The 18274-nt window shown below is 41.9% G+C and carries 14 protein-coding genes, 1 tRNA gene and 1 rRNA gene; 15 read left to right on the forward strand and 1 reads right to left on the reverse strand.

The features are described 5' to 3' along the window. Positions 1-73 precede the first annotated feature (73 nt). The 8 genes from HMPREF9186_RS08375 (at position 74) to sufB (ending at position 8260) form a co-directional block, all read left to right on the forward strand. Positions 74-910, forward strand: coding sequence for an undecaprenyl-diphosphate phosphatase (locus HMPREF9186_RS08375; protein WP_009732261.1), 837 nt, complete (start codon positions 74-76; stop codon positions 908-910). A gap of 125 nt (positions 911-1035) precedes the next feature. After that, positions 1036-1773, forward strand: a complete 738-nt coding sequence (mecA, locus tag HMPREF9186_RS08380) for an adaptor protein MecA (protein WP_009732262.1) — start codon at positions 1036-1038, stop codon at positions 1771-1773. Beyond that, complete coding sequence (locus tag HMPREF9186_RS08385; RefSeq protein ID WP_037614153.1) at positions 1770-2927, forward strand: glycosyltransferase family 4 protein; 1158 nt, start codon at positions 1770-1772, stop codon at positions 2925-2927. Before mecA ends, HMPREF9186_RS08385 begins: the two co-directional genes overlap by 4 nt. Positions 2928-3059: 132 nt before the next feature. Next, complete coding sequence (gene sufC / locus HMPREF9186_RS08390; protein ID WP_009732264.1) at positions 3060-3830, forward strand: Fe-S cluster assembly ATPase SufC; 771 nt, start codon at positions 3060-3062, stop codon at positions 3828-3830. Between the two features lie 65 nt (positions 3831-3895). Next, positions 3896-5158, forward strand: a complete 1263-nt coding sequence (gene sufD, locus HMPREF9186_RS08395) for a Fe-S cluster assembly protein SufD (protein WP_009732265.1) — start codon at positions 3896-3898, stop codon at positions 5156-5158. Between the two features lie 9 nt (positions 5159-5167). Then, complete coding sequence (locus tag HMPREF9186_RS08400; protein ID WP_009732266.1) at positions 5168-6394, forward strand: cysteine desulfurase; 1227 nt, start codon at positions 5168-5170, stop codon at positions 6392-6394. Next, positions 6381-6815 (forward strand): Fe-S cluster assembly sulfur transfer protein SufU, encoded by a 435-nt coding sequence (gene sufU / locus HMPREF9186_RS08405; protein WP_009732267.1) that lies wholly within the window; start codon positions 6381-6383, stop codon positions 6813-6815. Before HMPREF9186_RS08400 ends, sufU begins: the two co-directional genes overlap by 14 nt. A 32-nt stretch (positions 6816-6847) precedes the next feature. Continuing rightward, positions 6848-8260, forward strand: coding sequence for a Fe-S cluster assembly protein SufB (sufB, locus tag HMPREF9186_RS08410; protein ID WP_009732268.1), 1413 nt, complete (start codon positions 6848-6850; stop codon positions 8258-8260). Positions 8261-8319: 59 nt separating this feature from the next. Here sufB and HMPREF9186_RS08415 read toward each other — a convergent pair whose 3' ends face one another. Further along, entirely contained in the window at positions 8320-9561 is a 1242-nt protein-coding gene (locus HMPREF9186_RS08415; RefSeq protein WP_009732269.1) for a serine hydrolase, read from the reverse strand. A gap of 205 nt (positions 9562-9766) precedes the next feature. Here HMPREF9186_RS08415 and HMPREF9186_RS08420 point away from each other — a divergent pair, with 205 nt between their 5' ends. From HMPREF9186_RS08420 to HMPREF9186_RS08450, 7 genes are all read left to right on the forward strand, one after another. Continuing rightward, complete coding sequence (locus tag HMPREF9186_RS08420) at positions 9767-11758, forward strand: peptide ABC transporter substrate-binding protein (RefSeq protein ID WP_009732270.1); 1992 nt, start codon at positions 9767-9769, stop codon at positions 11756-11758. Between the two features lie 73 nt (positions 11759-11831). Next, positions 11832-13331: an ABC transporter permease gene (locus tag HMPREF9186_RS08425; RefSeq protein ID WP_009732271.1), complete on the forward strand. Its 1500-nt coding sequence runs from the start codon at positions 11832-11834 to the stop codon at positions 13329-13331. Next, the gene (oppC, locus tag HMPREF9186_RS08430) at positions 13331-14257 is read left to right on the forward strand and encodes an oligopeptide ABC transporter permease OppC (RefSeq protein ID WP_009732272.1); all 927 of its coding nucleotides are present in this window, start codon (positions 13331-13333) and stop codon (positions 14255-14257) included. The genes HMPREF9186_RS08425 and oppC overlap by 1 nt, the downstream gene beginning before the upstream one ends. 11 nt (positions 14258-14268) lie before the next feature. Then, positions 14269-15336, forward strand: a complete 1068-nt coding sequence (locus HMPREF9186_RS08435) for an ABC transporter ATP-binding protein (RefSeq protein ID WP_009732273.1) — start codon at positions 14269-14271, stop codon at positions 15334-15336. A gap of 10 nt (positions 15337-15346) precedes the next feature. Continuing rightward, entirely contained in the window at positions 15347-16273 is a 927-nt protein-coding gene (locus HMPREF9186_RS08440) for an ATP-binding cassette domain-containing protein (RefSeq protein WP_009732274.1), read from the forward strand. A gap of 252 nt (positions 16274-16525) precedes the next feature. After that, a 16S ribosomal RNA gene (locus tag HMPREF9186_RS08445) occupies positions 16526-18074 on the forward strand. 53 nt (positions 18075-18127) lie between these two features. Continuing rightward, positions 18128-18200, forward strand: a tRNA-Ala gene (locus tag HMPREF9186_RS08450). Positions 18201-18274: the final 74 nt, after the last annotated feature.

Genomic DNA, 18274 nt, shown 5'->3' on the forward strand with positions numbered 1-18274 from the left:
TCTGGCAAGAGAGGTCTAGTCCAGTCTGTAGAATTATGATATAATAAAGCAAATGTAAGTTTAGGAGAAAAAGATGTTTCTGTTCGAATTAATCAAGGCGATTCTTTTTGGAATTGTCGAGGGGATTACAGAGTGGTTGCCGATCTCAAGTACAGGTCACTTGATTTTGTTGCAGGATTTTGTTCAATTTAAAAATCAAGATCCGGCCTTCATGGAGATGTTCAATGTTGTCATCCAATTGGGAGCCATCCTTGCGGTTGTGGTGATTTATTTTGATAAATTATATCCGTTTAAACCAGGGAAATCAGCAGTAGAAGTGCGTCGGACCTGGCAGTTATGGGCAAAAGTTGCAGTTGCAACTCTCCCGCTTGTCTTTGTTTTCAAACTCGATGATTGGTTTGAGGCACATTTTCACAACTCCATTTCTGTTGCGATTATGTTGATTACCTACGGGGTTGCCTTCATCTATTTGGAAAGACGGGAACAAATCAAGCCAGAAGTAACAGAGCTGCATAAGTTGCCTTATCGAACAGCCTTGTATATCGGACTTTTCCAAGTCCTATCGCTTTTTCCAGGTACGAGCCGTTCAGGTGCTACGATTGTGGGAGGTTTGATCAATGGTGTTAGCCGTCCGGTCGTGACAGAATTCACCTTTTATCTGGGAATTCCAGCTATGTTTGGCGCCAGCCTCTTAAAAGTTGCAAAATTTGTGCTTGGAGGCCATTCACTGGCTCTGGGGCAACTCTTTATTCTACTGGTTGCTATGGGAGTAGCTTTTGTGGTCAGCATGTATGCTATCCGCTTCTTGACAGATTATGTGAAAAAACATGACTTTACCGTCTTTGGGAAATACCGGATCGTGCTTGGTTCCATCTTGCTATTGTATGGATTGTTCCGTATCATTTTCTAAGAACACCATGGATGTCATTTCTGAGGTCGGTGACTTTTGTCCCGGCCTCTTTTCTCTGCATCCTTTTTTTGAATTCTATCCAATTTTTTAGTATAATAGTAGGACTAGAAGTATGAGGTTATACTATGAAGATGAAGCAAATTAGTGATTCGACAATTAAAATCACGATCCAACTAGAAGACTTAGAAGAACGTGGAATGGAAATTGCTGATTTCCTTGTTCCACAGGAAAAAACAGAAGAATTTTTCTATGCCATTTTGGATGAGCTTGAAATGCCGGAAAGTTTCCTGGATAGCGGGATGCTTAGTTTTCGTGTGACACCAAAACCAGACAAATTAGATGTTTTTGTTACCAAATCAAAAATTGACCAACAATTGGATTTTGAGGATTTGTCCGATCTTCCCGATATGGAAGAATTATCGCGCATGACGCCAGATGAGTTTATCAAGACTTTGGAAAAAACCATTTCTGAAAAGACAAAAGGGGATGCGGAAGCCATCCACCATTTGGAGCAAGAAGAGTTGCGTGAGGATCAAGAACCGTCAGAAGTAGTTGAACCACCTGTGACTCAGTATATCTATTATATTTTGCGCTTTACAAGTCTCCAGCAAGTGGTGGCCTTTTCGAAAACAGTAACCTATCCGGTAGATACCTCTGAATTATACAAAATGGGGTCTGAATATTATTTGACCATCTTAATCGACACAGAGGATCAACCAAACCAATATCCAACCTGGTTACTTGCCATCATTCGTGAATATGCTGATGATTCAGATGTGACACGAGCAGTTCTGCAGGAACATGGGCATTTGCTGATGGTATCAGGTGCGATTGAAAATTTGAAGAAAGTTGCTAGCTTATGATGTCTTTTTCATTGCAATTTGTTCTGGTGTTGATTGGAACCTTCATGATTGCCTTGGTTTTGACGCCTCTGGTTCGCTTGTTCTCCTTTAAGATCGATGCAGTGGATTATCCCAATGCTCGTCGTATCAATACCAAGCCCATGCCAAGTGCTGGTGGACTGTCTATTGTGATCTCTTTTACGATTGCAACCTTAGTCTTTATTCCTATGCTGACCTCCACTACCGCACCAATCAAAAGTTACCTCTCTTACACCCTACCGGTTGTAGGAGCAGGATGGCTGATTGCTCTCACGGGCTTGATCGATGATGTAAAAGAATTATCTGCTAAGAAAAAGATGATCGGCATTCTTCTTGCAGCCAGTTTGGTCTGGTTCTACACAGACTTTCGGCTGGATGATTTTAAAATTCCATTCGGCGGTCCCTTGCTTCATTTTGAACCATGGTTGTCTTATCTTTTGACGGTGATTTGGATTGTCTCCATTACCAATGCGGTCAATCTAATTGATGGATTAGATGGTTTGGTGAGCGGGGTCTCCATTATTTCTCTTGTAACTATGGGGATTGTTTCCTATTTCTTTCTACCAGTTCCCAATCTCTTTTTGACCATGACCATCTTTGTCTTGGTTGCAGCCATCGCTGGCTTCTTTCCTTTTAATTACCATCCAGCTATTCTCTATTTGGGTGATACAGGTGCTTTGTTTATTGGATTTATGATTTCTGTTTTATCCTTGCAAGGTTTGAAAAATGCGACAGCTGTTGCTGTAGTCACCCCTATGATTATCCTTGGAGTTCCGATTACAGATACCTTTTTGGCGATTATCCGGCGGACGCTGTCTGGTCAAAAATTTTACAAACCGGATCGTAATCATTTGCATCATCGTCTGCTCTCCTTGGGGTTAACCCATCGAGGAACCGTATTGGTAATCTATGGAATCTCGATGATTTTTTCGATGATCTCTTTACTGCTTAATATTTCTACTCGTATCGGGGGAGTCTTGCTTGTAATTGGGCTCTTGTTTGGAGTGGAGCTGTTAGCGGAATTAATCGGGGTTCTAGGACCTAGTCATAGTCCGTTATTAAATGTCCTTCGTTATATTGGAAATTCCTCCTACCGTGAGGAAGTCCGTCAAAAACGGAAAGAACAAACTAAATAAGAATTGTTCTAATCAAAAGAAAAGCCAATTAGGCTTTTTTTTGATATACTTAAAAGGTAAAAAAATACTTTGTGATCAAGGTGCCTTGATTTTGAGGTCTTTGATCGGTCAAGGTAAAAGAAAGGGAATGCAATGTCGACATTAGAAATTAAAGACCTTCACGTTGAAATTGAAGGCAAAGAAATTTTAAAAGGTGTAAATCTTACCCTAAAAACTGGTGAGATCGCAGCGATTATGGGACCAAATGGTACAGGGAAATCGACTCTCTCAGCAGCGATTATGGGAAATCCAAATTATGAAGTAACCAAAGGTGAGGTTCTATTTGACGGTGTCAACATCTTGGAATTGGAAGTAGATGAACGTGCGCGGATGGGCTTGTTCCTTGCTATGCAATACCCTTCTGAAATCCCAGGAATTACCAATGCAGAATTTTTACGCGCAGCCATGAATGCTGGTAAAGAAGAGGATGAAAAAATTTCGGTTCGTGATTTCATTAAAAAATTAGATGAAAAGATGGAATTGCTCAACATGAAGGAAGAAATGGCAGAACGTTATTTGAATGAAGGATTCTCAGGTGGTGAGAAAAAACGCAATGAAATTCTTCAATTATTGATGTTGGAGCCAACTTTTGCGCTTTTGGACGAAATCGACTCTGGTTTAGATATCGATGCTCTTAAAGTCGTATCTAAAGGTGTCAATGCTATGCGTGGTGAAGGTTTCGGAGCTATGATCATCACCCACTACCAACGTTTGTTGAACTACATTACTCCTGACGTAGTCCATGTGATGATGGATGGTCGGGTTGTACTTTCAGGTGGACCAGAATTGGCTGCTCGCTTGGAACGAGAAGGATACGCCCAACTTGCAGAAGAACTCGGTTACGACTATAAAGAAGAACTATAACTTGAGGACAAGTAGTCTTATTTGTCAGAAAATCAAACAGATAGTATCTTTATTAGGAGAAAAAAATGAGTATTGAAAATATTACCCTCTTTTCGGAACTGCATGCTGAGCCAAGCTGGTTGCAAGATTTACGAAAAAAAGCTTTTGACAAGATCGATCAGTTGGAGTTACCAACCATTGAACGGGTCAAATTCCACCGTTGGAATCTTGGGGATGGAACAATCACGGAAAGTGAAACTTCTGCAAATATACCTGATTTTACGGCCCTTGATTCGAATGTAAAATTGGTTCAATTTGGAACCCAGACCGTTTTTGAACAGATCCCACAGTCCCTAGCGGACCAAGGCGTCCTCTTTACGGATTTCCATTCTGCTTTAGAAGAAATTCCGCAGCTAGTGGAAGACTACTTTATGTCTTCTGTTAAATACGATGATGACAAGCTAGCAGCCTATCATACGGCTTACTTTAACAGTGGGGCTGTCCTTTATATCCCGGATAATGTTGAAATTGAGGAAGCAATCGAAGGCATTTTCTACCAAGATAGTGATAGTGATGTGCCTTTTAACAAACACATTTTGATTATTGCCGGTAAAAATAGCAAGTTCAGCTATTTGGAGCGTTTGGAATCAAAAGGTAATGGCTCAGAAAAAGCAACTGCTAATGTGACGGTTGAGGTGATTGCCCGCTCAGGTGCCCAAGTAAAATTTGCGGCGATTGATCGCCTTGGAGAAAACGTTACAGCCTATATCAGCCGCCGAGGAAAACTAGGCCAGAATGCCAGCATTGATTGGGCCATCGGTGTCATGAATGAAGGCAATGTAGTTGCAGACTTTGACAGTGACTTGATTGGAAACGGAAGTCATGCGGATTTGAAGGTCGTTGCCTTATCAAGCGGTCGTCAAGTCCAAGGAATTGATACGCGCGTGACCAACTTTGGTTGCAACTCGATCGGAAATATCTTGCAACATGGGGTTATTCTTGAAAAAGGAACCTTGACCTTCAATGGAATTGGTCACATTATTAAGGGAGCAAAGGGGGCAGATGCCCAGCAAGAAAGTCGTGTCTTGATGCTTTCTGACCAAGCTCGTTCAGATGCCAATCCAATCCTTTTGATTGAAGAAAATGACGTCACAGCAGGCCACGCAGCATCGATCGGTCAAGTGGACCCAGAAGATATGTATTACCTCATGAGTCGTGGTCTGGATCAACACACAGCAGAACGTTTGGTGGTACGTGGTTTCTTAGGCTCTGTCATTGTTGAAATTCCAGTCAAAGAAGTACGCGATGAAATGATTGCCACCATCGAAGAAAAGTTATCTCAACGCTAAGGAGAAAGGATGCTAGATAGAAATACGATTGCTCAAGATTTTCCAATTCTCGACCAATTCGTCCATGACGAACCCTTGGTTTATCTAGACAATGCAGCAACAACACAAAAACCTAAACGTGTTCTGGAAGCAGTCAACCACTATTATTTGCAAGATAATGCCAATGTCCATCGCGGCGTTCATACCTTGGCTGAGCGAGCGACAGCAGCCTATGAGGCAGCGCGTGAAAAAATCAGAAAGTTCATCAATGCTCCATCAACCAAGGAAATCCTTTTTACAAGAGGAACGACGACGGGACTTAACTGGGTAGCTCGCTATGCGGAAGAAGTCTTGAGGGAAGGAGACGAAGTTCTGATTTCCATCATGGAACATCACTCCAACATCATTCCTTGGCAGCAAGCCTGTAAAAAGACAGGAGCAAAACTGGTCTATGTCTATCTAAAAGATGGCTTACTGGACATGCAGGACTTAAAAAGCAAACTCAGTGAGAAGACGAAATTTGTCTCCATCACCCATGCTTCTAACGTTCTAGGTGTGGTCAATCCGATCAAGGAAATTGCCCGATTGGCTCATGAAGTCGGAGCTATCATGGTTGTTGACGGGGCTCAATCAACTCCTCATATGGCCATTGATGTGCAGGATTTAGACGCAGATTTCTTTGCTTTTTCTGGTCATAAGATGGCTGGGCCGACAGGGATTGGTGTCCTTTACGGGAAAGAAGAACTCTTGCATCAAATGTCTCCAGTGGAATTTGGAGGCGAGATGATTGACTTTGTCTATGAGCAATCTGCTTCATGGAAGGAATTGCCTTGGAAATTTGAAGCTGGAACGCCCAATATGGCTGGAGCAATTGGACTTGGAGCAGCGATCGACTACCTGGAAGAGTTGGGAATGGATCAGATCGAAGCGCATGAGCAAGAATTAATTGCCTATGTGTTTCCAAAATTACAGGCCATCGAAGGTTTGGTCATTTATGGTTCCCAAGACTTGGCCCAACGTTCCGGTGTGATTTCCTTTAATTTAGGGGATCTCCATCCGCATGATTTGGCGACAGCCTTAGATTATGAAGGAATTGCTGTTCGTGCAGGTCATCACTGTGCCCAGCCTCTCCTTCAATACCTGCAGATCCCGGCAACTACAAGAGCGAGTTTCTACATCTACAACACCAAGGCTGACTGTGATAAATTGATTGAGGCATTGATCAAAGCAAAGGAGTTTTTCAATGGCACTTTCTAAATTAGATTCACTTTACATGGCGGTCGTAGCCGACCACTCAAAGCACCCCCACCACCAAGGGCAGATTGAAGATGTTGATCAGATCCAACTCAACAATCCAACTTGTGGAGACGTGATCCAGTTGAGTGTGAAATTTGATGAAAATGACAAGATCGAAGATATTGCCTTTGTCAATTCAGGCTGTACCATTTCAACAGCTTCAGCTAGTATGATGACGGATGCTGTAATAGGAAAAACGAAAGAGGAAGTGGAAGAATTGGCACAGGTCTTTTCAGAAATGGTCCAAGGCCAATCGGATCCTCGGCAAGAGGAATTGGGAGACGCAGCCTTCTTGTCTGGAGTTTCAAAATTCCCGCAACGCATAAAATGCGCGACCCTCTCCTGGAATGCCCTTAAAAAAGCGATCGAACGTAGCAATTAATTAAAAGAAGAAACAGAGAAAGAAAGGAAATTATGGCTGAAGAAAGAGTCGAACCGAAACCAATTGATCTCGGTGAATATAAGTTTGGATTTCACGATGACGTTCAACCTATTCTCTCTACAGGAAAAGGCTTGAACGAAGCAGTAATTCGTGAATTATCTGCAGCAAAAAATGAACCAGAATGGATGCTGGAATTTCGCTTGAAATCTTTTGAAACCTTCAAAAAGATGCCCATGCAAACCTGGGGTGCGGATCTATCAGATATTGACTTTGATGATTTGATCTATTATCAAAAACCTTCAGATAAACCGGCCCGTTCTTGGGATGAAGTTCCAGAGAAAATCAAGGAAACCTTTGAGAGAATTGGGATTCCTGAAGCGGAACGTGCTTACCTAGCAGGAGCTTCTGCCCAGTATGAATCAGAAGTGGTTTACCACAATATGAAAGAAGAATTTGAGAAGTTGGGGATTATCTTTACCGATACGGATTCTGCCCTGAAAGAGTACCCAGATCTTTTCAAACAGTATTTTGCTAAGTTGGTACCTCCAACGGATAATAAGTTGGCTGCCCTGAACTCTGCTGTGTGGTCTGGCGGAACCTTCATCTATGTACCCAAAGGTGTAAAAGTAGATGTACCGCTTCAAACTTACTTCCGTATCAACAATGAAAATACAGGTCAGTTTGAACGAACCCTGATTATCGTTGATGAGGGGGCGAGTGTCCACTACGTAGAAGGATGTACAGCGCCAACTTATTCAAGTAACAGCTTACACGCGGCCATTGTTGAGATCTTTGCTTTGGATGGTGCCTACATGCGTTACACGACTATTCAAAACTGGTCAGACAATGTTTACAACTTGGTAACCAAACGGGCCAAAGCGACGAAAGATGCGACAGTGGAGTGGATTGATGGGAACCTAGGTGCCAAGACAACCATGAAATACCCATCTGTTTACCTGGATGGGGAAGGTGCACGTGGTACGATGTTGTCCATTGCGTTTGCCAATGCTGGGCAACACCAGGATACAGGGGCAAAGATGATTCACAATGCCCCTCATACAAGCTCGTCTATCGTTTCAAAATCCATCGCTAAAGGTGGTGGAAAGGTAGACTATCGTGGACAAGTTACCTTTAATAAGAATTCGAAGAAATCTGTCTCTCATATTGAGTGTGATACCATCATTATGGATGATATTTCAGCATCAGATACGATCCCTTTTAATGAGATCCATAATTCTCAAGTCGCACTGGAACACGAAGCTAAGGTCTCAAAAATCTCAGAGGAACAATTGTATTACTTGATGAGTCGTGGTCTAACTGAAACAGAAGCGACAGAAATGATTGTCATGGGATTTGTGGAGCCCTTCACTAAAGAACTTCCAATGGAGTATGCTGTTGAGCTCAACCGCTTGATCAGCTACGAAATGGAAGGATCAGTAGGCTAATTTAGTTTAATAGGGTGATAAAAAAATCACAATGGATTTTGATCCATTGTGATTTTTTCTTATAATTTTTCATTGACATAGCGGACGAATTTATTCCACCAAACCTTCAGGAAAAAGCTTTTCTCAACGTTTTTTTCAGCAACCATTTCAACCGTTGGTTCCTGGTCTTCCAAATAGCCACGACCGATTTTTTCTGGATCGGAGTATTGGAGAAGTCCTACATCAGTACCAGACTTCACAGGGGCCTTGAATTGGCTCTGATTGCTTTTGAAACGGATCTTCGCTTCTGTTTGATTGCCTTGCTTCTCAACGACATAGAAGTCTTTTTTGGCGACGGCTGAAACGGATTGGGCCTTCCCGTCCATAATGGAAACCTTACTGTTTCCGTAGGGATCGCCTTTCTTTACAACAATTGAAGAGTAGAAAGTCCGTACCACATAGTTCATCAGAGAAGAAGTCGTCACAAAGCGCGCATAAGGATCACCGTCAACAGCTTCAACTCCCAGGACAACCGTTATCATGTGGATTCCATTTTGCGTGGTGGATGCGGCAAAGGTAATCCCACCCTTGGTAGAGTTGCTAACGCGAAGGCCATCGACTCCACTACGGTAATTCGGCATCCCCTCTAGCATCAGGTTGGGGTTTTCAATCTGTGTTTGTGAGAACAGAGCAGTTGGTTTAGATGTATATTGTGTCACTTCAGGAAAATCTTGTAGCAAGTGCTTAGCAATGACAGCAATGTCATAAGCGCTCAATTGATTTTCATCCGCTTTCCCTTCAGGATTACCGCTGATGGTTTGTGTATTTAAGCCTGTTGCGTTGATCAAGTGAGGAGATCGAATGCCCCAAGTAGACAATTTTTGCTTCATCTTTTCAACGAAGCCTTTTTCGGAGCCACCGATCTTCTCAGCTAAGGCTAAGGCAGCAGTACTAGAATTTCCAACTAGCAAAGCCGTCAGTAGCTGATCGACAGTATATTGATTCGACTCCATGGGAATCGTGCCGGCACCTTCGATATCATTTAAGGCCAAGGCTTCTTCAGATAATTTGACGGAGTCTTTTAATGAAAGCTTCTTATCATGAATCGCTTCAAAGATCAGATAAGTAGTCAGAAGGGTAGACAAACCACCCACATCGCGTTTTTTCTCTGAGTCTTTTTCGTACAAAATTTTACCAGTATCTGCTTCGACGGCGATGGCACTTTTAGCAGGAAGATCCAGCTCGTCTGCAAGAATCATTTGAGTTGGAAAACTGCATAAAAGGATGATGCAGGTTAAAAAAGAAAGAAAGAATTTTTTCACAGTTATTTCCTCATTACTTAGTCTTCTCTATTGTATCATAGAAAATCAGAATGGAAAATTGAAAAATCATCCTTCAATCTGAGAAACCACTTCTATCAAGGTTTACAAGCAACGAACGGGCGAATATTCAGAAAATTTAGTTTACTTTTTTTTCTACTTGTGATATAATCTTAAACAAATCTAAAAAAACTATTGGAGAATTCCTATGAAAAAAGGTAAAGTATTCGCAGTTGCCGGAGTAACTCTCCTTGCAGCAGGATTGTTGGCTGCATGTTCAGGATCAAATACAAGCAAATCAGGTTCTGCTTCAAACGAAGACAAGAACTATGGCTATGTCTACACGTCAGATCCAACAACTTTGGACTATACGGTATCCTCTAAAGCTGCTACACATGACATCACTACAAATGTGGTAGACGGTTTGCTGGAAAATGACAAGTATGGAAATCTTGTGCCTTCACTAGCGGAAGACTGGTCAGTATCAAAAGATGGTTTGACCTATACCTACAAGATTCGTAAGGGTGTTAAATGGTACGATGCAGATGGTGAAGAACATGGTGAAGTGACAGCTAAAGACTTCGTGACTGGTTTGAAACACGCAGCTGATAAGAAATCAGAATCTCTTCCACTCGTTCAAGGCTCTGTCAAAGGGTTAGATGATTATGTCCAAGGGAAAATCACAGACTTTAGCCAAGTAGGTGTTAAAGCGGTTGATGATTACACACTTGAGTACACATTGAACAAACCGGAAACTTTCTGGAACTCTAAGACGACTAACGGAATCTTGTTCCCAATTAGCACAGAATTCTTGAAGAGCAAGGGTGAAGATTTTGGCCAACCAAACGATGTCAAATCAATCCTTTCAAATGGACCATTCCTTTTGAAATCCATTACTTCAAAATCATCTGTTGTATTTGAAAAAAATGACAACTACTGGGATAAGAAAAACGTTCACCTTAAAGAAGTGAAATTGACTTATTACGACGGATCAGACCAAGATTCATTGGCGCGTGGATTCTCTGATGGTGCGTATACAAAAGCTCGTCTTTTCCCTGCAAGCTCTAACTTTGCAACAGTAGAGAAAAAATATAAAGACGATATCTTTACCACACCAGCTGGATCAGGTGTAGCAGTGCTCGGATTTAATTTGGATCGCCAATCTTATAACCACACAGCTAAGAAATCAGATGCTGAAAAAACTGCTACTAAGAAAGCAATTTTGAACAAAGATTTCCGTCAAGCCATCACTTTTGCCTTGAACCGTGAAAGCTACTCAGCACAATTAAATAGCAAACAGTTTGCAAAACCAGCTATCCGTAACACCTATACAGCTCCAGCTTTCGTACAAGTAAATGGTAAAGACTTTGGGGATGTGGTTGCAGATAAATTGAGCACTTATGGTGATCAATGGAAGGGTGTTAACCTTGCTGATGGTCAAGATGGTCTTTACAACAAGGATAAAGCCAAAGCACAACTTGAAAAAGCGAAAGCAGAGCTTCAAAAAGATGGCGTTCAATTCCCAATTCATATTGACGTACCAGTAGCTCAAAACTCTACAGGTTTTGTGGCTCGTATGCAATCTTTGAAACAAACAGTCGAAGAAACTCTTGGGAAAGACAATGTCGTTCTAGATCTTCAAATGATGGACTCAGATGAAGTGTTGAATATCACTTTGAACGTACCATCAGCTGCAGATGCAGACTGGGATCTTCAAGGAATGGTAGGATGGAATCCAGACTATGATGATCCATCAACTTATCTTGATACTCTTCAACCAGCTTCTGAGGACCAAACAAAAGTTTACCTTGGTTTTGCAGGTGGTGTAGATAACCCTTCAGCGAAAGCAGTAGGTTTAGATGAGTTCGCCAAGCTTCTTGATGACGCAAGTAATGAAACACAAGATGTTGTGAAACGTTACGAAAAATACGCAGCAGCTCAAGCTTGGTTGACCGATAGTGCAATTGTTATTCCAACGATGTCAAGTACAGGTGCTGCAACAGTCGTTTCTAAGGTGGTTCCATTCTCTGAACCATCATCACAAACAGGTAACAAAGGTTCAACATACTTCAAATACGTTGAAGTTCAAGATGAGCCAGTAACTAAGAAACAATATGATGAAGCTCTTAAGAAATGGCAAAAAGAAAAAGCTGAGTCAAACAAAAAAGCTCAACAAGACCTTGAAAAACACGTTAAATAATTAAATTATTGCTTTTCATCAGAACTTTCTCTTCTAGGGGAGAAAGTTCTTTTGAACATTAAAGGAATGAAATATGAAAAAATATGTTTTTATGCGTATTTTACGTTCGTTAGTGTCAATTTTTCTAGTCACGACATTAACTTACACGATTATCTATACGCTAACACCGAGAAATCTCATTTTTAAAAATGACCCCAACTATAATAAAGTAGCGAAGACGAAAGATTCGAAGATCAACTACGAAAACACGGTCTATGATCGCATGGGTTATTTGGAATACATGGATTCAAAAAGCTTGCAACAAAAAGCAAGTGAAGAAGATTCATCTGTAACAGTTGATGCAACGTCTGCTAACGAAAAGATCTATAAGAAATACATCGACAAATTAGGTCATGGTTGGCAGTTGAAACGATTCCCGGAAAGCAAATCTTTCTATGCAGTTCGAGAAATCCCAGTTTTTGAACGTGTTGTTAGCTTCTATGCAAATTTGATTCAGTTTGATCATCCAGGTTGGGTGAAAGATGCCTCAAATCCAAATCTCAAACGCTATATCCGTATTGAAAATGATCCATCTATTGGTTGGTCAGTTGTAGGTTCTGGTACGAAACACAAATACCTCTTGTACTTTAATGGACAATTCCCATTTGTACATCAAAACTTTGTGACTTTAAACCTTGGAAATTCATATCCAACTTATTCAAATACTCCCGTTCTTCAAGTAATCACACAAGGACAAGGAACGACTAAGAAGAGTGAAGTGAACTTCCCTACAGGTAAAAAGACATCTTCCATCGATATCTACTCACGTACCTACAAATCTCCAAGCAAAGCAGACTCACAAGATATTAGTCGTTTTGGTAAAGGAGATGCCTATACAGCAACCTTGAGCAACTATGAAAATCCTTCAATGATTGCAAGTTCTGCTATCATTGGTTTGATTGGGATTGCCATTGCCTATTTGATTGCGATCCCATTAGGATCTTACATGGCTCTGTTCAAGAACTCATGGTTTGATAGCATCTCAACTGCTGTCTTGACTTTCATGATGTCACTTCCAACCATTGCCTTGGTTTATATTGTACGTTTGGTAGGTTCTCTATTTGGGCTTCCAGATTCATTCCCAGTTCTTGGAGCACAAGATTGGCGCTCATACGTCTTACCATCACTGATTCTTGGATTGTTGAGTGCACCATTTATTGCCGTTTGGATCCGTCGGTACATGATCGACATCCACTCGCAAGATTTCGTCCGTTTTGCTCGTTCAAAAGGATTGTCAGAACGTGAGATCTCAAGAAAACACATCTTCAAAAATGCAATGGTCCCATTGGTGTCTGGTATTCCAGGTGCTATTATTGGAGTTATCTCAGGTGCGACTCTTACAGAAACAGTCTTCGCCTTCCCAGGTATGGGTAAGATGTTGATTGACTCTATTAAAGCATCAAACAACACCATGGTCATTGGACTTGTCTTTATCTTCACATCACTTGGTATTTTTGCTGCCATGTTGGGTGATATCTTGATGACAGTACTTGACCCACGGATTAAATTAACGAATACGAAAGGAGGCAAATAATGGCTACAATCGATAAAAATAAATTTCAGTTTGTAAAACGTGATGACTTTGCCTCTGAAGTAATCGATGCCCCAGCATACTCATACTGGAGATCAGTGTTCAGACAATTCTTGAAGAAAAGAACAACCATCATTATGCTTGCTATTTTGGTTGGGATTCTACTGATGAGTTTTGTCTATCCCATGTTTTCAAATTTTGATTACAACGATGTTAGTAAAGTAAATGACTTTAGCGCCCGTTTGAATCCTCCTAGTGCCAAAGCCTTCTTCGGTACAGATAACAACGGGAAATCCCTTTTTGATGGGGTTTGGTTTGGTGCTCGGAATTCGATTATCATTTCCTTCATCGCCACTGTTATTAACGTTGTGGTCGGAGTTATCGTTGGTGGAATTTGGGGAATCTCAAAATCTATCGACCGGATCATGATGGAAGTGTATAATGTTATTTCAAACATTCCGTTCATGTTGATCGTTATCGTATTGACTTACTCAATGGGATCTGGTTTCTGGAACTTGATTCTTGCCATGTCCTTAACAGGATGGATTGGAATTGCCTATACCATTCGTGTCCAAATCATGCGTTACCGTGATTTGGAGTACAACCTGGCCAGTCGGACTTTGGGGACACCAACTTTAAAAATTGTAACGAAAAACATTTTGCCACAATTGGTATCAGTTATCGTGACTCAAACATCACAGTTGCTCCCAAGCTTTATTTCATATGAAGCCTTCCTTTCCTTCTTTGGTCTAGGTCTTCCAATTACAGTTCCAAGTTTGGGACGTTTAATCTCTGACTATTCTCAAAACGTAACAACAAATGCCTACCTATTCTGGATTCCATTAACTGTTTTGATTTTAGTCTCCTTGTCATTCTTTATCGTCGGACAAAACTTGGCCGATGCCAGTGACCCACGTACACATAGATAGGAGGAGTAGATATGACATCAAATAACAATATTATTTTATCTGCTCAAGATATCGTAGTGGAATTTGACGTGCGCGATCGCGTGCTCACAGCCATTCGCGGCGTATCACTTGAGCTAGTTGAAGGCGAAGTGCTTGCTTTAGTTGGTGAGTCAGGCTCAGGAAAATCAGTTTTGACCAAAACCTTTACAGGTATGCTTGAAGATAATGGTCGTGTGGCCCAAGGTACGATTAAATACCGCGGTCAAGAATTGACTGATCTGAAGTCCAATAAAGATTGGGAGAATATTCGTGGTTCTAAAATTGCAACGATTTTCCAGGATCCAATGACAAGTTTGGATCCCATCAATACAATTGGATCTCAAATTACAGAAGTCATTATTAAACACCAAGGAAAGACAGCAAAAGAAGCTAAAGAAATGGCTTTGGACTATATGGCCAAAGTTGGCATTCCAGACGCAGAACGTCGCTTTGATGAATATCCCTTCCAATATTCGGGTGGGATGCGTCAGCGGATCGTTATTGCGATTGCTTTGGCCTGCCGTCCAGATATCTTGATCTGTGATGAACCAACAACAGCCCTTGACGTAACGATTCAAGCACAAATCATCGATTTATTGAAATCCTTACAAAAAGAATATCAATTTACTGTTATCTTTATCACCCATGATTTAGGTGTGGTTGCAAGTATTGCAGATAAGGTAGCAGTTATGTATGCTGGCGAAATCGTTGAGTTTGGTAAAGTAGAAGAAATTTTCTATGATCCAAAACATCCATACACATGGAGTTTGCTTTCAAGTTTACCACAATTATCAACCTCAGATGGAGACCTTTACTCTATCCCTGGGACACCTCCTTCATTGTACGCTCCAATCAAAGGAGACGCCTTTGCTCTTCGTTCTGATTATGCTATGCAGATAGATTTCGAAGAAGAAGCACCTGCCTTTAAAGTTACAGATACTCACTGGGCGAAAACATGGTTGCTCCATCCAGATGCACCAACAGTTCATAAACCAGAAGTAATCGAAAACCTTCACGAAAAAATCGGCTCAAAAATGGGCTTCACTAACATTACAGAATAGGAGGAAGGAAATGACTGAAAAATTAGTTGAAATTAAAGATTTAGAAATTTCCTTCGGTGAAGGAAGTAAGAAATTCGTTGCTGTAAAAAACGCAAACTTCTTCATTAATAAGGGAGAAACGTTCTCTCTTGTAGGTGAATCTGGAAGTGGTAAGACGACAATTGGACGTGCTATCATTGGTCTAAATGATACAAGCGCTGGAGAAATCATTTATGATGGTCGTAAGATCAACGGGAAAATTTCTCACAGTGAGAAATCAGAGTTGATTCGTAAGATCCAAATGATCTTCCAAGACCCTGCTGCCAGTTTAAATGAACGTGCAACAGTTGATTATATTATCTCTGAAGGTTTGATCAACCACCACTTATTCAACAGTGAAGAAGAACGACAGGAAAAAGTGAAAAATATCATGCATGAAGTTGGGCTTCTTGCAGAACATTTGACACGTTACCCTCACGAATTCTCAGGCGGACAACGTCAACGGATCGGTATTGCTCGTGCACTTGTCATGGAGCCAGAATTTGTCATTGCGGATGAGCCAATCTCAGCCCTAGATGTTTCAGTTCGTGCGCAAGTTTTAAACTTGTTGAAAAAATTCCAAAGAGAATTAGGTTTGACTTACCTCTTTATCGCCCATGATCTATCAGTTGTGCGGTTTATTTCTGATCGTATTGCGGTTATCTATAAAGGAGTAATTGTAGAAGTAGCGGAGACGGAAGAGTTATTTAATCATCCAATCCATCCATATACACAATCACTACTTTCAGCTGTTCCAATTCCAGATCCGATTTTAGAACGTAAAAAAGTTCTAAAAATTTATGATCCTGAACAACATGATTATTCTGAAGATAAACCACAAATGGTTGAAATCAAACCAGGTCATTATGTATGGGCTAACAAAGCTGAAGAAAATAAATACAGACAAGAATATAAATAGAGAGGATATCCTCTCTATTTTTTACTTCTTTAAAAAAAACTTTCAAAAAAATCAAAAAAAATAAAAAAAGTTATTGACAAGGTATAGATGTCGTGATATACTGATATAGTTGTCGCGAGAGAGCGACAAAGACCTTTGAAAACTGAACAAGACGAACCAATGTGCAGGGCGCTATAACGGAAGTTATAGTAACTGAACAATAAAAAACAATAAATCTGTCAGTGACAGAATGAGTTTAAGACAAACAATTATTTTAATGAGAGTTTGATCCTGGCTCAGGATGAACGCTGGCGGCGTGCCTAATACATGCAAGTAGAACGCTGAAGCTTGGTGCTTGCACCGAGCGGATGAGTTGCGAACGGGTGAGTAACGCGTAGGTAACCTGCCTGGTAGCGGGGGATAACTATTGGAAACGATAGCTAATACCGCATAACAGTAGATATTGCATGATATCTGCTTGAAAGGGGCAATTGCTCCACTACCAGATGGACCTGCGTTGTATTAGCTAGTTGGTGAGGTAACGGCTCACCAAGGCGACGATACATAGCCGACCTGAGAGGGTGATCGGCCACACTGGGACTGAGACACGGCCCAGACTCCTACGGGAGGCAGCAGTAGGGAATCTTCGGCAATGGACGGAAGTCTGACCGAGCAACGCCGCGTGAGTGAAGAAGGTTTTCGGATCGTAAAGCTCTGTTGTAAGAGAAGAACGAGTGTGAGAGTGGAAAGTTCACACTGTGACGGTAACTTACCAGAAAGGGACGGCTAACTACGTGCCAGCAGCCGCGGTAATACGTAGGTCCCGAGCGTTATCCGGATTTATTGGGCGTAAAGCGAGCGCAGGCGGTTAGATAAGTCTGAAGTTAAAGGCTGTGGCTTAACCATAGTACGCTTTGGAAACTGTTTAACTTGAGTGCAGAAGGGGAGAGTGGAATTCCATGTGTAGCGGTGAAATGCGTAGATATATGGAGGAACACCGGTGGCGAAAGCGGCTCTCTGGTCTGTAACTGACGCTGAGGCTCGAAAGCGTGGGGAGCAAACAGGATTAGATACCCTGGTAGTCCACGCCGTAAACGATGAGTGCTAGGTGTTGGGTCCTTTCCGGGACTCAGTGCCGCAGCTAACGCATTAAGCACTCCGCCTGGGGAGTACGACCGCAAGGTTGAAACTCAAAGGAATTGACGGGGGCCCGCACAAGCGGTGGAGCATGTGGTTTAATTCGAAGCAACGCGAAGAACCTTACCAGGTCTTGACATCCCTCTGACCGCTCTAGAGATAGAGTTTTCCTTCGGGACAGAGGTGACAGGTGGTGCATGGTTGTCGTCAGCTCGTGTCGTGAGATGTTGGGTTAAGTCCCGCAACGAGCGCAACCCCTATTGTTAGTTGCCATCATTGAGTTGGGCACTCTAGCGAGACTGCCGGTAATAAACCGGAGGAAGGTGGGGATGACGTCAAATCATCATGCCCCTTATGACCTGGGCTACACACGTGCTACAATGGCTGGTACAACGAGTCGCAAGTCGGTGACGGCAAGCTAATCTCTTAAAGCCAGTCTCAGTTCGGATTGTAGGCTGCAACTCGCCTACATGAAGTCGGAATCGCTAGTAATCGCGGATCAGCACGCCGCGGTGAATACGTTCCCGGGCCTTGTACACACCGCCCGTCACACCACGAGAGTTTGTAACACCCGAAGTCGGTGAGGTAACCTTTTAGGAGCCAGCCGCCTAAGGTGGGATAGATGATTGGGGTGAAGTCGTAACAAGGTAGCCGTATCGGAAGGTGCGGCTGGATCACCTCCTTTCTAAGGAAATGGAAGCCTGTACGTTGGTCTTGTTTAGTTTTGAGAGGTCTTGTGGGGCCTTAGCTCAGCTGGGAGAGCGCCTGCTTTGCACGCAGGAGGTCAGCGGTTCGATCCCGCTAGGCTCCATTAACACTTAAGGGTGTTAAGCTTGAACATTGAAAATTGAATATCTATATCAAATAGTAACAAGAAAATAAACC

The organism is Streptococcus sp. F0442 (assembly GCF_000314795.2).
Classification (GTDB): Bacteria; Bacillota; Bacilli; order Lactobacillales; family Streptococcaceae; genus Streptococcus.

Excerpts from the sequence above, each read along its gene's own strand:
- HMPREF9186_RS08385 (WP_037614153.1), top strand. The coding sequence starts at position 1,770 with ATGATGTCTTTTTCATTGCAATTTGTTCTGGTGTTGATTGGAACCTTC.
- HMPREF9186_RS08425 (WP_009732271.1), top strand. The coding sequence starts at position 11,832 with ATGAAAAAATATGTTTTTATGCGTATTTTACGTTCGTTAGTGTCAATT.
- HMPREF9186_RS08420 (WP_009732270.1), top strand. The coding sequence starts at position 9,767 with ATGAAAAAAGGTAAAGTATTCGCAGTTGCCGGAGTAACTCTCCTTGCA.
- sufC (WP_009732264.1), top strand. The coding sequence starts at position 3,060 with ATGTCGACATTAGAAATTAAAGACCTTCACGTTGAAATTGAAGGCAAA.
- mecA (WP_009732262.1), top strand. The coding sequence starts at position 1,036 with ATGAAGATGAAGCAAATTAGTGATTCGACAATTAAAATCACGATCCAA.
- HMPREF9186_RS08440 (WP_009732274.1), top strand. The coding sequence starts at position 15,347 with ATGACTGAAAAATTAGTTGAAATTAAAGATTTAGAAATTTCCTTCGGT.
- HMPREF9186_RS08375 (WP_009732261.1), top strand. The coding sequence starts at position 74 with ATGTTTCTGTTCGAATTAATCAAGGCGATTCTTTTTGGAATTGTCGAG.
- sufB (WP_009732268.1), top strand. The coding sequence starts at position 6,848 with ATGGCTGAAGAAAGAGTCGAACCGAAACCAATTGATCTCGGTGAATAT.
- HMPREF9186_RS08400 (WP_009732266.1), top strand. The coding sequence starts at position 5,168 with ATGCTAGATAGAAATACGATTGCTCAAGATTTTCCAATTCTCGACCAA.
- oppC (WP_009732272.1), top strand. The coding sequence starts at position 13,331 with ATGGCTACAATCGATAAAAATAAATTTCAGTTTGTAAAACGTGATGAC.
- sufD (WP_009732265.1), top strand. The coding sequence starts at position 3,896 with ATGAGTATTGAAAATATTACCCTCTTTTCGGAACTGCATGCTGAGCCA.
- sufU (WP_009732267.1), top strand. The coding sequence starts at position 6,381 with ATGGCACTTTCTAAATTAGATTCACTTTACATGGCGGTCGTAGCCGAC.
- HMPREF9186_RS08435 (WP_009732273.1), top strand. The coding sequence starts at position 14,269 with ATGACATCAAATAACAATATTATTTTATCTGCTCAAGATATCGTAGTG.